This window comes from Rhodovulum imhoffii (assembly GCF_003046545.1).
Classification (GTDB): Bacteria; Pseudomonadota; Alphaproteobacteria; order Rhodobacterales; family Rhodobacteraceae; genus Rhodovulum; species Rhodovulum imhoffii.
In genome coordinates, this window is sequence record NZ_QAAA01000001.1 from 64,997 (window position 1) to 81,918 (window position 16,922).

General features: G+C 63.2%; 14 protein-coding genes. 8 read left to right on the plus strand and 6 right to left on the minus strand.

What is annotated here, in order from left to right; genetic code table 11:
* Nucleotides 1-63: 63 nt before the first annotated feature.
* From scpA to C8N32_RS00360, 5 genes are all read left to right on the plus strand, one after another.
* Entirely contained in the window at nucleotides 64-2,199 is a 2,136-nt protein-coding gene (gene scpA / locus C8N32_RS00340; RefSeq protein WP_107890482.1) for a methylmalonyl-CoA mutase, read from the plus strand.
* Between the two features lie 75 nt (nucleotides 2,200-2,274).
* Entirely contained in the window at nucleotides 2,275-2,892 is a 618-nt protein-coding gene (locus C8N32_RS00345; protein ID WP_107890483.1) for a VOC family protein, read from the plus strand.
* Between the two features lie 67 nt (nucleotides 2,893-2,959).
* A complete protein-coding gene (locus tag C8N32_RS00350; protein WP_107890484.1) occupies nucleotides 2,960-3,643 on the plus strand; it encodes a molecular chaperone DjiA in 684 nt (227 codons plus the stop codon).
* Complete coding sequence (locus tag C8N32_RS00355; protein ID WP_107890485.1) at nucleotides 3,640-4,659, plus strand: endonuclease/exonuclease/phosphatase family protein; 1,020 nt, start codon at nucleotides 3,640-3,642, stop codon at nucleotides 4,657-4,659. The genes C8N32_RS00350 and C8N32_RS00355 overlap by 4 nt, the downstream gene beginning before the upstream one ends.
* A gap of 32 nt (nucleotides 4,660-4,691) precedes the next feature.
* Nucleotides 4,692-5,009 (plus strand): hypothetical protein, encoded by a 318-nt coding sequence (locus tag C8N32_RS00360; protein ID WP_107890486.1) that lies wholly within the window; start codon nucleotides 4,692-4,694, stop codon nucleotides 5,007-5,009.
* Here the strand turns inward: C8N32_RS00360 and C8N32_RS00365 are convergent.
* The 4 genes from C8N32_RS00365 to C8N32_RS00380 are packed head-to-tail and all read right to left on the minus strand — an operon-like array spanning nucleotide 5,006 to nucleotide 10,576.
* The gene (locus C8N32_RS00365; protein WP_107890487.1) at nucleotides 5,006-6,553 is read right to left on the minus strand and encodes a Ppx/GppA family phosphatase; all 1,548 of its coding nucleotides are present in this window, start codon (nucleotides 6,551-6,553) and stop codon (nucleotides 5,006-5,008) included. The genes C8N32_RS00360 and C8N32_RS00365 overlap by 4 nt on opposite strands.
* Nucleotides 6,554-6,603: 50 nt before the next feature.
* Nucleotides 6,604-8,772, minus strand: coding sequence for an RNA degradosome polyphosphate kinase (locus C8N32_RS00370; RefSeq protein ID WP_107890488.1), 2,169 nt, complete (start codon nucleotides 8,770-8,772; stop codon nucleotides 6,604-6,606).
* 39 nt (nucleotides 8,773-8,811) lie between these two features.
* The gene (locus C8N32_RS00375) at nucleotides 8,812-9,498 is read right to left on the minus strand and encodes a P-loop NTPase family protein (RefSeq protein WP_107890489.1); all 687 of its coding nucleotides are present in this window, start codon (nucleotides 9,496-9,498) and stop codon (nucleotides 8,812-8,814) included.
* A gap of 1 nt (nucleotide 9,499) precedes the next feature.
* Complete coding sequence (locus C8N32_RS00380; protein WP_107890490.1) at nucleotides 9,500-10,576, minus strand: AI-2E family transporter; 1,077 nt, start codon at nucleotides 10,574-10,576, stop codon at nucleotides 9,500-9,502.
* A 122-nt stretch (nucleotides 10,577-10,698) separates the two neighbouring features.
* On the opposite strand from C8N32_RS00380, the gene proS reads away from it, so the two are divergent.
* Entirely contained in the window at nucleotides 10,699-12,090 is a 1,392-nt protein-coding gene (gene proS / locus C8N32_RS00385; RefSeq protein WP_107890491.1) for a proline--tRNA ligase, read from the plus strand.
* A gap of 7 nt (nucleotides 12,091-12,097) precedes the next feature.
* Here the strand turns inward: proS and C8N32_RS00390 are convergent, their stop codons facing one another.
* Nucleotides 12,098-13,738: an ABC transporter substrate-binding protein gene (locus tag C8N32_RS00390; protein ID WP_107890492.1), complete on the minus strand. Its 1,641-nt coding sequence runs from the start codon at nucleotides 13,736-13,738 to the stop codon at nucleotides 12,098-12,100.
* A gap of 221 nt (nucleotides 13,739-13,959) precedes the next feature.
* Between C8N32_RS00390 and C8N32_RS00395 the strand changes: the two genes are divergently transcribed.
* Entirely contained in the window at nucleotides 13,960-15,237 is a 1,278-nt protein-coding gene (locus C8N32_RS00395; RefSeq protein WP_244905880.1) for a lipoprotein-releasing ABC transporter permease subunit, read from the plus strand.
* Entirely contained in the window at nucleotides 15,230-15,922 is a 693-nt protein-coding gene (locus C8N32_RS00400; protein ID WP_107890493.1) for an ABC transporter ATP-binding protein, read from the plus strand. The genes C8N32_RS00395 and C8N32_RS00400 overlap by 8 nt, the downstream gene beginning before the upstream one ends.
* Here the strand turns inward: C8N32_RS00400 and C8N32_RS00405 are convergent.
* Nucleotides 15,904-16,842: a phosphotransferase gene (locus C8N32_RS00405; protein WP_107890494.1), complete on the minus strand. Its 939-nt coding sequence runs from the start codon at nucleotides 16,840-16,842 to the stop codon at nucleotides 15,904-15,906. The genes C8N32_RS00400 and C8N32_RS00405 overlap by 19 nt on opposite strands.
* Between the last annotated feature and the right edge of the window lie 80 nt (nucleotides 16,843-16,922).

Here is a 16,922-nt window from a genome sequence, read left to right on the forward strand (position 1 = left end):
CGGGCAAGAAAGCGAAGGCCGGTCGGCGTATCGCACCGGTTTGAAAGCGAAGAGGACGATCCGATGACGGACAAGAAGGCACAATGGGCTGATCTCGCGGCGAAGGAGCTCCGGGGCCGCACGCTTGAGGACCTGACCTGGCAAACACCCGAGGGGATCGAGGTCAAGCCCGTTTACACCGAGGAGGACACCGAGGGCCTGGCCCACATGGGGGCGATGCCCGGCATGGCGCCGTTCACCCGCGGCCCGCGCGCCACGATGTACACGGGCCGTCCCTGGACCATCCGCCAGTATGCCGGGTTCTCTACGGCCGAGGAATCGAACGCCTTTTACCGAAAGGCGCTGGCTGCGGGGCAGCAGGGGGTTTCGGTCGCGTTCGACCTGGCCACCCACCGGGGATATGACAGTGATCACCCCCGCGTGGTGGGGGATGTCGGCAAGGCCGGCGTCGCCATCGACAGCGTCGAAGATATGAAAATCCTCTTTGACGGCATTCCGTTGGACAAGGTTTCCGTGTCGATGACGATGAATGGCGCGGTCATTCCGATCATGGCCAGTTTCATTGTCGCGGGTGAAGAGCAGGGCGTGGATCGTCAACAGCTTTCGGGCACCATTCAGAACGATATTCTGAAAGAATTCATGGTGCGCAACACCTATATCTATCCGCCCGAACCCTCGATGCGGATCATTTCGGATATTATCGAGTATACATCGACCGACATGCCGAAATTCAACTCGATCTCGATTTCCGGGTATCACATGCAGGAGGCGGGGGCGAACCTCGTACAGGAGTTGGCCTTCACCCTCGCCGATGGGAAGGAATACGTGAAGGCGGCGCTTGAGCGGGGGCTGGACGTGGATGCCTTCGCCGGACGGCTGAGCTTCTTCTTCGCGATCGGCACCAATTTTTTCATGGAAATTGCCAAGCTGCGTGCTGCGCGGTTCCTGTGGCACCGCATCATGAGTGAGTTCAACCCGAAGAAGGAGAAATCGCTGATGCTGCGCACCCATTGCCAGACCAGCGGTGTATCCCTGGCAGAGCAGGACCCTTATAACAATGTGGTCCGCACCGCATATGAAGCCATGAGCGCCGTTCTGGGCGGGACCCAGTCGCTGCATACCAACGCTTTTGATGAAGCCATCGCGCTGCCAACGGAGTTTTCGGCCCGCATTGCGCGGAACACCCAGTTGATTCTGCAAAACGAGACCAAGGTCACCAAGGTCGTGGATCCTTTGGCGGGGTCGTACTACGTCGAAAAGCTGACTGCCGATCTGGCCGGTGCCGCGTGGAAGATCATCTGCGAGATCGACGAGATGGGCGGCATGACCAGGGCTGTTGCCTCCGGCATGCCGAAACTGCGTATCGAGGAGGCCGCCGCGCGCTGGCAGGCCCGTGTCGACCGGGGCGAGGAAGTCATCGTCGGGGTCAACAAGTTCCGGCTGGAGAAGGAAGACGATATCGACATCCTCGATATCGACAACGTCAAGGTGCGCGAGTCTCAGATTGCGCGGATCGAAAGGATTCGGGCCTCCCGCGATCAGACGGCTTGCGACGCGGCGCTGGCCGCGCTTCAACAAGCCGCAAACAGCGGTATCGGAAACCTGTTGCGCCTGGCCGTGGAAGCCGCGCGCGCACGCGCCACTGTGGGGGAGATCAGCATGGCGATGGAAAAGGCGTTCGGCCGCCACCGGGCCGAGGTCAAGACGCTCTCGGGCGTTTATGGGGAGGCATATGAGGGTGACGATGGCTTTGCCGCAATCCAGAAATCCGTGGAGGATTTCGCCGAGGCCGAGGGGCGCCGCCCGCGCATGCTGGTGGTGAAGATGGGTCAGGACGGTCACGACCGTGGCGCCAAGGTCATTGCCACCGCTTTTGCCGATATCGGGTTCGATGTGGATGTGGGGCAATTGTTCCAGACCCCCGAGGAAGCCGCGCAGGATGCGGTCGACAACGATGTGCATGTAATCGGTGTGTCGTCGCTGGCGGCGGGGCACAAGACGCTGGCGCCGCAACTGATCGAGGCGCTCAAGGCCAAGGGGGCCGGGGATATCATCGTGATCTGTGGCGGCGTCATTCCGCAGCAGGATTACGAATTTCTCCACGGCGCCGGAGTCAAGGCGATCTTTGGGCCGGGTACGAACATTCCCGCCGCGGCCCAGAACATTCTGCGCCTGATCCGTGAGGCGCGCGGCGTCTGACGCGGCGAAAGGTGTCTCTACTTTTTTCGGCACCGGCGGTATTCCTGGTGCCGGGATATTCTTCGTGAGGCTGCGATGCTCGAACTTGACCACCTGGTCGTAAGCGCGAAAACCCTTGACGAAGGCGTCAGAGCCGTCGAGCGAACGCTGGGCGTACGGATGGCGCCGGGGGGTGCACATCCGGCGATGGGAACCCATAACCGGCTGCTGCATCTTGGGGCAGGGTTGTACCTTGAGGTTATCGCCGTCGATCCGGAGGCAAAGGCCCCGCCGCGCCGCCGCTGGTTCGGGTTGGATGGCTTTGGAGAAAAGGCGCGCCTGACCCATTGGGTTGCTCGCAGCGATGACCTGTCCTCCACCCTCGGCGCCGCGCCGGACGGCAGTGGTGCGCTGATGGATCTCACACGCGGGGAGTTGAGTTGGCAGATGGCGGTGCCCGAGGATGGGACGGTCCCGTTCGGCGGCGCGTTTCCGGCGCTGATCGGCTGGCAGGGGGCGGAGCATCCCTCGTCCCGGCTGCCCGATTGCGGGTGCCGGTTGCTGGGGCTCGATATTCAGCACCCGCAGGCCTCAGCCCTCGCCGGGGCGCTTGCGGGGCTGATCGACGACCCGCGTATCGCCGTGCAGCCCGGCCCGGCCCCGCGCCTGAGCGCAATGATCGAGACCCCTTCCGGCCGGAAGATTCTGGCCTGAGGCGGCATTTCGCGAATGCAGCATTTGCATCGCTGACAAGGGCTTCCGCCCGGTATACTCTGCCCGCATGTCGCTTTGGTCCCGCATATCCGATGCCCTTGCCGCTTTCACACATGGCGATTCGCTGGCTGCGGTTTTCGAACGTCTGCGCGGGGCGCCCGAACGGAGTGTCGCCTTCACCATCGCCGTGATTGCGCTGGGTGCGAAGATGGCCAAGGCCGACGGTCGTGTCACCCGCGATGAGGTGACGGCCTTCCGGGAGGTTTTTACCATTCCCCAAAATGAGGAAAAGGCCGCTGCGCGGGTGTTCGACCTTGCCCGTCAGGATGTTGCGGGGTTCGAGGAATACGCCCGCCGGGTCCGCCGCATGTTCGGGCCGGGACAAGGACCGATCTGTGACCTGATGGAGGGGCTGTTTTTCATCGCTTTGGCCGATGGCGCCTATCACCCGCGCGAGGATGCATTTCTTGCCCGCGTGGGGGAAATTCTTGGTCTGAGCGACCCGCAGTTCCGAACCTTGCGCGCGCGTTTCGTCCCCGATCTGGCACCGGACCCCTACACGGTTCTGGGTGTGTCGCCGGCGGATGATCTGGAGGCCATCCGGGCCGTCTGGCGGAACGAGGTGCGGGAGTCGCACCCGGATCGCATGATCGCCCGCGGGGTCCCCGAAGAAGCCGTGAAACTGGCCGAAAAACGCCTGGTTGCCGTCAATGCCGCGTGGGAGGCTATCCGGGGGGATCGCGCGGCATGAGGCTGGCCACCTATAACGTTGAGTGGTTCAATGCGCTCTTCGACGATAGCGGCGCGCTGATCAATGACCGCGGCTGGTCCGGGCGCAGGAATGTCCGCCGTCGAGACCAGATCGCCGCGCTGGGGATCGTGTTTACCGCGCTTGATGCCGATGCCGTAATGGTGATCGAGGCCCCGGATGAGAATGGCCGCCGGTCCTGTGTCGCGGCGCTGGAAGAGTTCGCCCGCGTCCACGACCTGCGTGCGCGTCGCGCCATCATTGGTTTCGGTAATGATACCCAGCAGGAAATCGCCCTGCTTTACGACCCGGATGTGCTGGACGTGCGCCACGATCCGCGCGGCGACCCGACCGGCAAGAAGGGTTCTGTCGATGCGCCGCGGTTCGATGGGGTCTTTCGTTGGGATATCGACGTGGATACGGCGCCGGAACTGATCCGGTTCTCCAAACCGCCGCTGGAACTGGAGGCGGAGGCCTCCGGCCGCCGGTTTCGCATGATCGGGGTGCATGCGAAATCCAAGGCGCCGCACGGGGCGAGCAATGCCGATCAGGCGATCCGTCTGTCGATCCAGAACCGGCGCAAACAACTGGCCCAGTGTATCTGGCTGCGCCAAAGGATTGAAAGCCACCTCAGGGCAGGCGACCCGCTGATCGTACTGGGGGATTTCAACGATGGTCCGGGGCTGGATGAGTATGAAAAGCTTTTCGGCCTGTCAGGGGTGGAGATCGTGATGGGCCACGCGGACGAGGCTGCGCTGCGCCTGTTCGACCCTCATGCGTTGCAGGTGCGGCTGGCCGCACAGCCGTCCACCGCGCGGTTTTACATCGCGCCCGAAGACCGGTACCTTTCGGCGTTGCTGGATTACATCATGGTTTCGCCCGATCTCAGGTCCAAGGCCCGGCGCTGGCGCATCTGGCACCCGTTTGACGACCCCGCGCTTTACCGCGTGCCGGAGTTGCGCGAGGCGTTGTTGGTCGCGTCCGATCATTTCCCCGTGTCCCTGGATATCGATCTCTAGCCGTGTCGGGGGCGCGGACCTATACTGGTCTCATGAAACATCTTGTCCTGATCCTGGCGCTGTGCGCCACCCCGGTTTCCGCCCAGTCAGAGGAGGGCGACGTGAACGAGGGCTTGAGCCTTCTGGAAGAGGGGGCGCGGCTTTTCTTCAGGGGGCTGAGCGACGAAATGGAGCCGATGCTTGAGGAGCTTGCCGAAAACATGCAGCCCGCCTTGCGCAGGTTGATGGAACTCATGGACGATTTCAACGCCTACGAGATGCCGGAAAAGCTGCCCAATGGCGATATCCTGATCCGTCGCAAGCCCGGCGTCCCGTCGCCGGATGCACCTTCCGGGGAAATCGAAATTTAGACCCGGCGCCGTTTGAGCGCGGTGTCAACCCCCAGCGCCTTGGCCAGGGATGCGAAACGTGCCTCGGCGACTTCGCCGAACAGGGGCTCGGCAATCGGGGCCAGCCAAAGTTGAAGGACCTTCTTCTTTGGAAAAAGGCGCATTTCGGCCAGCCGGTCCGGGGCCTGCGAAGAGAACATCGCGCCAAAGCGCATCGCCTTGCCCAGCACCTCGGCTTCTTTTTGCTGTGCATCGCTGAGCAGGTTCAAAAGCGGTTCATGGCGTGCGGCGGTGCGACTGTTCTTGTAGCGGTGCAGCAGTGCCAGTGCGAGAAATACGCGGCCCTCATGGTCCAGCCCGCCCAGATTGGAGCGCGTGGCCATGTCGAAACAGACCTCATGCCGATAGTCGGGGTGGGCGCGCCACGCCGTGTCATGCAAAAGGCAGGCGGCCTGGACCAGGCGCAGTTTCTCGGGCCGGGCCGGGCCGAAAAGCGGCTGCACGAACTGGTAGAGCTGTTCGCCAAAACCCGGCAGGCGGGCGCTGGTGGCCTCGGCAAAATGGCAAGCTTCGATCAGCGGGTCGGTAATGCGCAGGGCAAGGGGCATCTGTTCGTAAAGCAGCCCTTCGCGGATACCGTAGCTGGAGACGGCAATTTCGGACGGTTTGAACGTGGAAATCAATTGCCGCAGAACCTGGGCGGCATAGGGGACAAGCGACATCCGATCCGAGGAAACCCCGGTGCTGGCGCGCAGGCTTTCAAGGTCGTTTTCGCCGATCCAGTCGATCGTGGCGCGGGCGGATTTCTTCGTCATCCGGTACTCGTGCAATACCTTGAACGGATAATCCCGGCGTGCCATGTCGATCTTGGCAATGGCACGCCATGACCCGCCGACGAGAAACAGCCGGTCGTGATGTGTGCTGATCTGGCCGGTCATCTTCTCGATCTCGGTGGAGATATAGCTGGCCAGCCCCTTCTTGCCGCCCCCCACGTCGCGCAGTTTCAAAGGGCCGAGGGGGGAAGTCTGCCGCGTGCCGACCTTGCCGCCGGTCAACTCTGCCAGTTCCATCGACGAGCCCCCGATGTCGCAGACCAGCCCTTCGGCCTCGGGCCAGCCCAGCAACACCCCCTGGGCGGAAAGGCGTGCCTCTTCCTGGCCGTCGATCACCCAGATTTTCAGGCCGGTCTCCTGCTCCAGCAGAGTCCTGAACTCGGGTCCGTCGCGGGCTTCGCGCATCGCCGCCGTGGCGACGACGGTCAGCGGTGTGGCGCCCATGCCCTCGGCCAGCAGGGCGAAACGCTTCAGCGCCGCGCGCGCGCGCTCCCGCCCCCGCGGCGAAAGCCGCCCGGTTTCGCCCAAGCCCGCGCCCAGGCCGCACATTACCTTTTCGTTGAAAAAGTAGGCCGGGCTGCGGGCCGCACCGTCAAACACAACCAGGCGAACAGAGTTGGACCCGATATCCACCACCCCCACCCGCGACAGGGCGCGGGCGCTGGGGTTCTTGAAAATCGGGCGCCCGAATGGGCCGAAGCCTTCTGTTCGCTGCTCGGCCGTTCCATCCATGGTGCGACTCCCTTGCCGTGGGCGGAAAGTGCCAAATCAAGGGGGGTGCGTCAATCTTTCGGGATGGCGAGGTTGGGAACGTCCGCCGCTCCGGCCTTGCCGCGCCCCGAGAGCGAGGGGTTCTCCATGAAGAAGCTGTGGCAGTTGAAGGCGTTGTCTTCGAAGGGCGCACGTTCAAAGCTGCCATCGGCCTGCATGATCCAGCTCTGGCCGGAATCGGCCATGTTCGCGGCCATGATCTGGCCGACGATCTGGGCTTTCACGGTGGGGTTGGTGCATTCCACCAATGTTTCCACCCGGCGGTTGAGATTGCGCCCCATCCAGTCCGCCGAGGAGATGTAAACCCGCGCAGCCGGTGAGGGCAGACCATCGCCATTGCCAAAGCAGGCGATGCGGGAATGTTCGAGAAATCTTCCGATGATCGATTTGACCCGTATGTTCTCCGACAGGCCCCGGATGCCGGGCCGCAACCCGCAGATACCGCGCACGACGAGGCTTATTTTTACGCCCGCCTGGCTGGCGGCGTAGAGGCCGTCGATCACGTCGGGTTCGATCAGGGAGTTCATCTTGGCCCAGATTTCGGCCGGACGCCCGGCTTTTGCGTGTTCGATTTCTTCGGCGATGCGCCTGAGCAGCGTGGCCTTCAGATCGATCGGCGAAATCGCGAGGTTTTCCAGCGCCTCCGGCTCCGCATAGCCACCGACGAAGTTGAAGATCTTGGTGGCGTCGCGGCCCAGCGCCGGGTCGCAGGTGAAAAGCGACAGGTCTGTGTAGATGCGTGCGGTAATCGGGTGGTAGTTGCCCGTCCCGTAATGGGTGTAAGTCACGAGCTGGTCGCCCTCGCGCCGGACGACGGTGCTGATCTTGGCATGGGTCTTGTAGTTGAGAAAGCCATAGATCACATGCGCCCCCGCGCGCTCCAGCCGCCGGGACTGTCGGATATTGGCGGCCTCGTCGAACCGGGCCTTGAGCTCCACCAGCGCAGTCACCGATTTTCCGTCTTCCGCGGCTTCGCACAGGGCGGAAACGATCGGGCTGTCTTTCGAAGTTCGGTAAAGCGTCTGCTTGATCGCCAGCACGTTCGGGTCGCGCGCGGCCTGTTGCAGGAAGCGGACCACCATGTCGAAGGTTTCATAGGGATGGTGAAGCAGCATGTCCTTTTGGCGGATCGCGGCGAACATGTCGCCCTCATGGTCCTGCACCCGCTCGGGAACGCGGGGGGTGAAACTGGGCCAGAGCAGGTCGTGCCGCTCCTCCAGGACCAGTTCCTTGAGATCCGCGACGCCGATCAGGCCCCGTACTTCGATGACTTCGTCCTCGTTGATGTGCAATTCTTCCATGATAACGCGGCGCAACTCTTCCGGCGCCCCGGCGGAGAGTTTCATGCGCACCACCTCGCCACGGCGGCGGCGTTTGAGCGCCACCTCGAACTCCCGCACGAGGTCTTCGGCCTCTTCCTCCACCTCCAGGTCGCTGTCGCGCAGAACGCGGAAGGTGCAACTGCCAATGGCGCGATAGCCCGGGAAGAGCGAGCCGAGATGGATCAGCAGCAACTCCTCCAGCGGGAGAAAGCGGAATTCACCCTCCTTTGCGGGCAGGGCGATGAAGCGGGCGATCTGGTTGGGGATCGGCAGCAGCGCCTGCAACGGGCGCTGGTCCGAAATCCGCTCCAGTTGCAGGGCCAGGCAAAACCCGGTGTTGGGAATGAACGGAAACGGGTGCGCCGGATCGATCGCCAGAGGAGAGAGCACAGGGAACACCTTGTGCAGGAAATAATCGCTCATCTCGTCCCGGTCGGCTTTTGTCAGGCGTGAGCGGGTGAGAATGTGGATGCCCTCGGTTTCCATCTCGCGGCGCAGATGGTTCCAGGCCGCCTGCTGCGCCTGCAACAGTTTGCGCGCGTCGCGGTCGATCAGCACCAGTTGCTCTGCCGGGGTCAGGCCATCGGCGGCGGGGGTGGTGTTGCCTTCTTTTGCCAGTTCCCGCAGGCCCGCGACGCGGACGGTGTAAAACTCATCGAGGTTGGTGGCCGAAATCGAGACGAACCGCAGACGCTCCAGCAGGGGCACGCGTGGGTTCGAGGCCTCTTCCAGAACCCGCCAGTTGAAGCCCAGCCAGCTAAGCTCCCGGTTGAAAAACCGTTTCGGTCCGCAGATGTGAGGCTCGGGGATGTCGACGGGCTTGGGGAACGGGGCGGTCAGAAAGTTTGCGTGTGACATGGGAAGCTTATGATCAGTGAAAATGACAGTTATGTAAACCTATGCGGGGCGCGGTGTCCGCATGTCCAGCAATTCGGCGGCGAGCCGGATTCCGGGTTTTCGGCCTGTGGCGAGGGCCTCCCGGTCCAGTGCCGCCACGATGGCCTGCGCTTCGGCGAAAGAACGGTCCATCCGGCCCAAAAGATAGGTAATCAGGCCCGGGTCCACCGCAAGCTGACGGTCGGTAAAAAGTTTGACCAGCAGCGCGGCCAGAAGGGAATCGTCGGGCGGGGCCACTTGCGCGGTGGAGGCCGCCATGACCCGGCTGCGCAGATCCGGCAAGGCCAGCGGCCAGTCCCGCGGGCGGGCCCGCGCCGTAAACAGCAGCGCCCCGCATGAGGCCTGCAACAGGTTGTGAAGGTGAAACAGAGCCTCTTCCGCGGCGCGGTTCCCGGCAATCCTTTCGACGTTTTCCACCGCGACCGCCCCACACCCGGCGATCGGGTAGGGGTCTGTCCCTTCCAGGGCGGCGGCCTCTATCACTGCCGCGCCGCTCTGTCCGGCCCAGACATGGGCAAGGTGGGTCTTGCCCGCACCTTTTGGCCCGGTCAGCACCAGTTTTCCCTGAGGCCAGTCGCGCCAGGCATCGATTTGAGCGACCGCCATCTCATTGGCCGGGGAGACGAAGAAATCCTCGCGGCCTCGGGCGGGGCGTACAGGCAGATCGAAGATCAGCTGGCGGGGCATGTCACTCCTCTTCCGGAGGAGGCTTCCCGCTGAGGCCGCGGTAAAGCCTGCTGTTGAGGTACTGGGAGATAGCGAACCGTGTCAGCACCCCGATGGACGCCGCCACAGGTACCGCGATCAGCATCCCCACAAATCCGAACGCGGCTCCGAAGACCGACAGCGCGAAGATCAGCCAGACCGGATGAAGTCCGACCGATTTGCCCACCAGCTTGGGGGTGAGGAAGTTTCCCTCCACCAACTGCCCCGACAGGAAAACGCCTGCGACGGCGAGGATCATCCACCAATCCCCCCAGAACTGGAACAGTGCCAGCCCGAGGGCGAGCGCGCCGCCGAAGATCGAGCCGACATAAGGGATGAAAGAGATCAGGCCCGCGAACATCCCCACGATCAGGCCGAACTGCAATCCAAGGACGCCCAGCGCCAGCGCGTAGTACGATCCGAGAATCAGGCAGACGGTTCCTTGCCCGCGGATGAAACTGGCCAGGGTGGCGTCGATCTCTCCGGCGAGGCGGCGGATCACCGGCGCGTGGTCCCGTGGCAGCAGGCGGTCGATTTCGGCCACCATGCGGTCCCAGTCCATCAGCAGGTAAAAGGTGATGACCGGTACCAGAACCGAGATCACGACGATGTTGACGACCCCCGCCGCCGAAGAAGCGAGCCTGTTGAGAAGCTCTCCCCCCCGTGCCTTGATCGTTTCCCCGACCTGGACCAGTGCCGTGCGCAGGGCGCTTCCGTCCTGGTCGAGCGAGGGAAAATGTCTGGTCACGAAGGACTGGAAGTTGCGGGCCAGGTCCGGTGCGGCGTTGACCAGGGCGGTGGCCTGTTCCACCAGGACCGGCACCACCAGGGTCATCACGAGCGAAAAGACAACCAGCGCCCCGGCCGTGATCGTGACCGTTGCCCAGATCCGGCTGAGCCCGGCGTTTTCCAGCCGGTCGGCCACCGGATCGAGGACATAGGCGACCGCCATGCCCACGACGAAGGGCAGGATGACGTCACCCAGTACCCAGACAAGCGCCAGGAACACCGCCATGGCGATGCCCCAGTATTTGATCTGATCCCGAATCGGCAGGCCCATTGAGGCTCCCTTCTGCTTTTAGGTTTCATCCCTTACGGGCGCCCGGTTTGCAAGCGGCGTGCTTGTCTGGCCGTACGCAATCGCATAGACGGGGCAGAGTTCCAACGAGAGGCCCCGACGCCATGCGCCTGTCCCGCTATTTTCTGCCCGTTCTCAAGGAAACCCCCGCCGAGGCCCAGATTGCCAGCCACAGGCTGATGCTGCGTTCCGGTATGATCAAACAGTCCAGTGCGGGAATCTACTCCTGGCTGCCGCTGGGATTCAGGGTTCTCAGAAGGGTCGAGGCCATCGTTCACGAAGAACAGATCCGCGCCGGCCACATCCCGATGCTGATGCCGACCCTGCAATCGGCCGATCTGTGGCGCGAATCCGGCCGCTACGACGCCTACGGCCCGGAGATGCTGCGTGTACGCGACCGCCACGACCGCGACATGTTGTACGGCCCCACCAACGAAGAGATGATCACCGATATTTTTCGTTCTCATGTCAACAGTTACAAGGACTTGCCGCTGACGCTCTATCATATCCAGTGGAAGTTCCGTGATGAGATCCGTCCCCGCTTCGGCGTCATGCGCGGGCGTGAATTCTATATGAAGGATGGCTACAACTTCGACATCGATCGCGACGGTGCCCTCCATGCCTACAACCGCCACATGGTCAGCTATCTGCGGACCTATGAACGCATGGGCTTGCAGGCCATTCCGATGCGCGCCGACAGCGGTCCCATCGGTGGCGAGGACACGCATGAGTTTCTCGTGCTGGCCGATACGGGGGAGTCGGAGGTATTCTACGATGCCGCCATCACCGAACTCAGGCTGGGCGACCGGCAGGTGAATTTCGACGACCGTTCCGAATGCGCCGCCATCGTCGAGGAATGGACAGCCCCCTATGCCCGCACCGACGAAACCCATGATGCGGAAGCCTTCGCCCGGATTCCCGAAGCGCGCCGGCGCAAGTCCCGCGGGATCGAGGTGGGCCAGATTTTTTATTTCGGCACCAAGTATTCGGAACCGATGGGGGCCACCGTTACCAACGACAAGGGGGAGAAGGTGCCCGTCCACATGGGCAGCCATGGCATCGGCGTCAGTCGTCTCGTCGGTGCGCTGATCGAGGCCAACCACGATGAGAACGGCATTATCTGGCCCGAAGGCGTGACGCCGTTTCACTGCGGAATCGTAAACCTCAGGCAAGGCGACGGCGAAACCGATGCGGCATGCGAAAAGCTTTACAAGACGCTTGTCCAGAAGGGGCTGGAGCCGCTCTACGATGACCGGACGGAGCGCGCAGGCGCCAAGTTTGCCACGATGGACCTGATCGGCCTTCCCTGGCGGCTCACCGTTGGCCCGCGAGGCCTGGCCGCCGGCAAGGTGGAGCTGACCTGCCGCCGCACCGGCCAGAGCGAGGATCTGACCCCGGCCGATGCGGTGGCGAAAGTCGCGGAGATTTATGCCCCCCACCACGCTGCTGCCCATTGGGAACCGATGGCCAACCGTTCCTTCCACACGTGGTTATAGGGCCGCCTCAGGCTGCCCAGCCGATCTTGTAAAGGTGCATTTCGAAGGTGGGGTGCTGTTCGGCCCCCACCAGGCCCGGGACATGGTGGCGGTAGGTCGACCGCCAGTAGGGTTGGATGATGACACCCTCGTCACGCAGGATCTGCTGAAGCCGTGCCATCAGGATCCGGCGTTCGTCCGCATCGGCGATCGCCATCGCGCGGGTCAGGGTTTTATCGAACTCCGCGTTGGAAAACCCGGTTTCGTTCCATGTCTCGCCTGAGCGGTAGGCCAGTGCCAGCACCTGTACCCCCAGCGGGCGATGCGCCCAGTCGGTGGTGGAAAAGGGATATTTCGTCCAGTCGTTCCAGAAGGTCGCGCCGGGGATGATCGTGCGTTTCACCCTGAACCCCGCATCGCGCAATTGTGCCGCCACCGCGTCTGTCGTGGCGCGCCGCCAGGTATCGTCGATGGAGACCAGTTCATGCTCGAAATCGAGCATCCCGGCGTCTTCCATCAGGGCATGGGCCGCCGTGGGGTCGAAGGTCGGTGCGGGCATCTCGGCATATTCGGGGTGGATGGGGCAGACATGATGGTTTTCGGCCACATGCCCACGTCCTGCGTAGCCCAGCTCCAAGCATACGGCATTGTCGACCGCCATCGCCAGCGCCCGACGCACGCGGGCATCGGCGTAGGGGGTCTGGCCGTCGATCCGGGCTGGCTGGTGGGTGCGGGTCAGGACCGTTGCGGCCGTGACGGTCTGCGAGCGTTCCCAACCGATGGCGTCCAGAACCTCTATGAATTCGCCAAGACTTTCATAGAGCATATCCACCTCTCCCGCATCGGCGGCGGACACTGCGGTGGCCATGTCGGAGCCGTAGTCGAGAAACTCGATCCGGTCCAGATAGGCCCCCTGACCCCACCAGGCATGGCCGGTATTTTTTTCCAGCACCGCGCGGACGCCAACCTGGTAATCCGCAGGCAGGTAAGGCCCGGTGCCGATGGGGTTTTCCAGCGGGTCGCCGGTGAAGCCTTGCGGCACGATGGCGGCCGGGTAATCGGAAAACCCCGCGATCAGCGTGATGTCGGGCGCCGCGAGCCTCAGCCGTACGGTGTGTTCGTCGACCACGGCAATGGCGTCTTCGCGCGCGGTTCCGCTTTCGGGGTCGATCAGGGGTGTCATGCGGCTGGCCATCGAATTGCCCTCCACCCCTTTTTCGCACCAGCGGACGATGTTGAAGGCCACGTCCTGCGCGGTGAACGGCGTGCCATCGTTCCAGCTTACCCCCTTGCGCAGGTTCAGCACATATTCGGTCGCATCGGCGTTGATGTTCCAGCTTTCCAGCAGCATCGGGGCGATGGTGCCGTCGCGGTTATATTCCACGAGGTATTCCAGCCATCCCCGCGTGACGTTGGACATTTGCGGCCAGTCGTAGGTGCGGGGGTCTTTCAGGGCCATGACCTCTTGCTGGATGCGCAACGTACCGCCGGCCCGGGCGGTCGCCGCGCGTGCCGGGGCGGGCAGGCCAAGCAGCCCGTACGCCGCGGCCACCCCCACGCCCAGCGATGTTGCGCGGGTCAGGAATTCGCGCCTTGAAAGCGTGCCGCAGGCGACCTCCTTCGCATAAGAGATGGCAGCAAAGTGCACCGGTTTCGGGGCATTGGGCATGGGAAAACTCCAGCTTAATGGGAAAATATGCCTGCGCCGTCCTCCGTTCCGTGTGGCGCTGGCGGGCCGCGACCCTGTCTTGGCTTTTCTCCATGATGCGAGAGCAGGGTCGCCGGCGTCAACCTTTCGCAGACGGCGCCTTTCGGAGAAACCGTGCAAGGTGGCTTGACGGCGGGTACGAAAGTCCACACCTTGCGCCCGCAACTTGCGCAGGAGACTCCGTGACAGCCCCCTTTGCCTCTTTCGAATGGACAATCGCCTGGCGCTATCTGCGAGCGCGCCGTGCCGAAGGCGGTGTCAGCGTGATGACCTGGATCAGCCTTGTCGGCATCACGCTTGCGGTCTTCGCGCTGATTGCCACAATGGCCGTGCGCGCTGGCTTTCGTGCTGAATTCGTAGACACCATCCTTGGCGCGAATGCCCATGTCACGGTTTACAACTCCACCTATGACAGTGAAACCGGGGTGTCGTCACGCCTGATCGCCGACTATGAGAACATGGCCGCCCGCCTTGCCGGGCTGCCCGAAGTTACCCGCGCCGCGCCGTTGGTCCGGGGGCAGGTCATGGCCACTGCAAATGGTGTCAACGCGGGGGTCGAGATTTTCGGCCTCTCGCAGGCAGATCTGATGACCATCCCCCGCATCGCCGCCCCCGAGGAGGCATGGGGCGATATCGCGCGCTTCCGGGAGGGGATCGCCATTGGTTCCGGCATCGCGCGGGAGTTGCGGGTGGGCATCGGGGACCGGATCAAGCTGATTTCGCCCGATGGGGTGAAAACCCCATTCGGCACCAGCCCGCGGGTGAACGCCTATGAGATCGTCTATGTCTTTACCGCCGGGCGCTATGACATCGACCGGACACGCGCCTATCTGCCTTTCACCGAGGCACAGAGCTATTTCAACCGCGAAGGTGCGGCCGACGAGATCGAGGTCATGGTTGCCGCGCCGGAGGATGTGGATGCGCTCGCGCCGGCGCTGTTGGAGGCCGCAGGGGACAACGCGCTTTTGTGGACGTGGCGGGATGCTTCGGGCAGTTTCCTGCGCGCGCTGGATATTGAGGACAACGTGATGTTCATTATCCTGTCGATCCTCGTCCTGATCGCGGCGATGAACATCGTTTCCGGGCTGATCATGCTTGTAAAGAACAAGGGCCGCGATATCGGCATTCTCCGCACCATGGGGCTCAGCGAGGGGTCTGTCCTGCGAATCTTCTTTATCTGCGGTGCGGCGGTGGGGGTGCTGGGTACCGTCGCGGGCGTGGTTCTGGGATGCCTTTTCGTTGTTTATATCGATCCGATTTTCTCGGCGGTGAACTACATTTCCGGCGGCGGTGTGTGGGACCCTTCGATTCGCGGGATCTACGAACTTCCGGCCAGGCTGCAGGCGCGCGATGTCATCGCGGCGGTTGGTTTGTCACTGGGGCTTTCGTTCATCGTCACGATTTTTCCCGCACGGCGGGCGGCACGCCTGAACCCGGTGGAGGCGTTGCGCTATGAGTGATCCGGTGCTGGCCTTGCGCGACATCGCCAAAAGCTACAATCACGGGAATCCGAACGAGGTGGTCGTTTTGCGCGGCGCTTCTCTGGAAATCGCGCCCGGCGAAGCCGTGGCGCTGGTCGCGCCTTCGGGGGCGGGAAAGTCGACGCTGTTGCACATTTCCGGGCTGCTGGATACCCCGGACAATGGCGAAGTCTGGATCTCCGGGCAGGACATGGCCCGTCAGTCCGATCGTCGCCGCACCGCGGTGCGGTGTGCCGATGTCGGGTTCGTTTACCAGTTTCATCATCTCTTGCCCGAGTTCACGGCGTTGGAAAACATTGCGCTGCCACAACTGGCGGCGGGGCAAACATCTGCCGCCGCCGAGGCCCGCGCCCGGGAATTGCTGGAAGCCGTCGGGATCGGGGCGCGGGCAGATCACCGCCCCGCCGCGCTGTCGGGGGGGGAGCAGCAGCGCGTGGCCTTTTGCCGGGCGCTGGCGAACCGCCCGCGCCTGTTGCTGGCCGACGAACCCACCGGGAACCTCGATCCGGAAACATCCGACACTGTGTTTGCGGCGCTGATGACGCTGGTGCGGGAAACGGGGCTGGCGGCGCTGATCGCGACGCATAACCCCGACCTTGCCGCCCGGATGGACCGGGTGCTGCGGCTTGAAGGCGGGCGGCTGGATCAGACCGTTTCGAGATAGCGGTTGATCGCCCCGCGCAGGGCGGCGGCCCGTACATGGTCGGGGCGCAGGCGTGCCAGTTTGTCGACCATTTCCAGCCCGATGAAGAAGGGCAGCAGGGTTTGCCGTTCGTTTTCGGGCAGGGCCACGGTGCCCAGCATGACGTCGATGTCGCGCTCTGAAACCCCGAATTTCAACCCGCTGTCGCGCTGCGGGATAACGATATGAAGGTACAGCAGGAACCGCGCGATATCGCGGACCAGAGGTTGCGGCGCAACAGACTGGATATCCACCCCATAAAGTGCCGTTTCCGTCAGGATGAGGTTTGGCGGGGAAAAATCCCCGTGGATTTCGGCCTTGGTGACGCTATGCCCCCGCACATCGGGAATCAGGGCCTCCAGACGGGCCAGAAGTGCGCGTGCCAGCACCATGTCAGGCGGATACTGGATGCGCGGCAGGTCGTTGCGTTTGCGCGACAGCCAGAATTTTCCGGCGAAGGTGTCACGAAAGAGCGTCGGCCCGGCAAGCCGGGACAGCCAGTGCCCCGCTTCGGCGATGAGGTGATCGCGCTCCCCAAGGGAGGCCCGGATGAGAGCCTGGGCCAGGGTTTTGCCCTCGATCCGGGTGGTGACGGTAATGCCGAGATTGACCCACGCATCGAGCAGTTCCGGTGTGCGGTAGCGGCCCGTTGACATGAAGGTTGCGAGGCGCTCCATCTCCTGTTTCTGGCGGCGGGCCTTCTTCTTGAAGTTCGGGCCGCGGAAAAGCTTCAGGATCGCGGGCTGACCATCGTAGAGGCCTGCGTAAACGGCCGATCGTTCATGGGCGGCGAGCACGCTTTCAGCGGTGAACGCGGCGACGGCCTTCCGGCGGTTTTGCAGGTCGGTAAGTTCTTCGCTCGCCTCAAGGACTAGCGGCAGGGGGATGTTCTCGGCCGACATAGGCGCAGCATTTCCTCAAGCCTCCCTGACGTCAAGAAGATTGGCTGCGCAGGGAAGCAAATTATGCGATGATGCTTCAG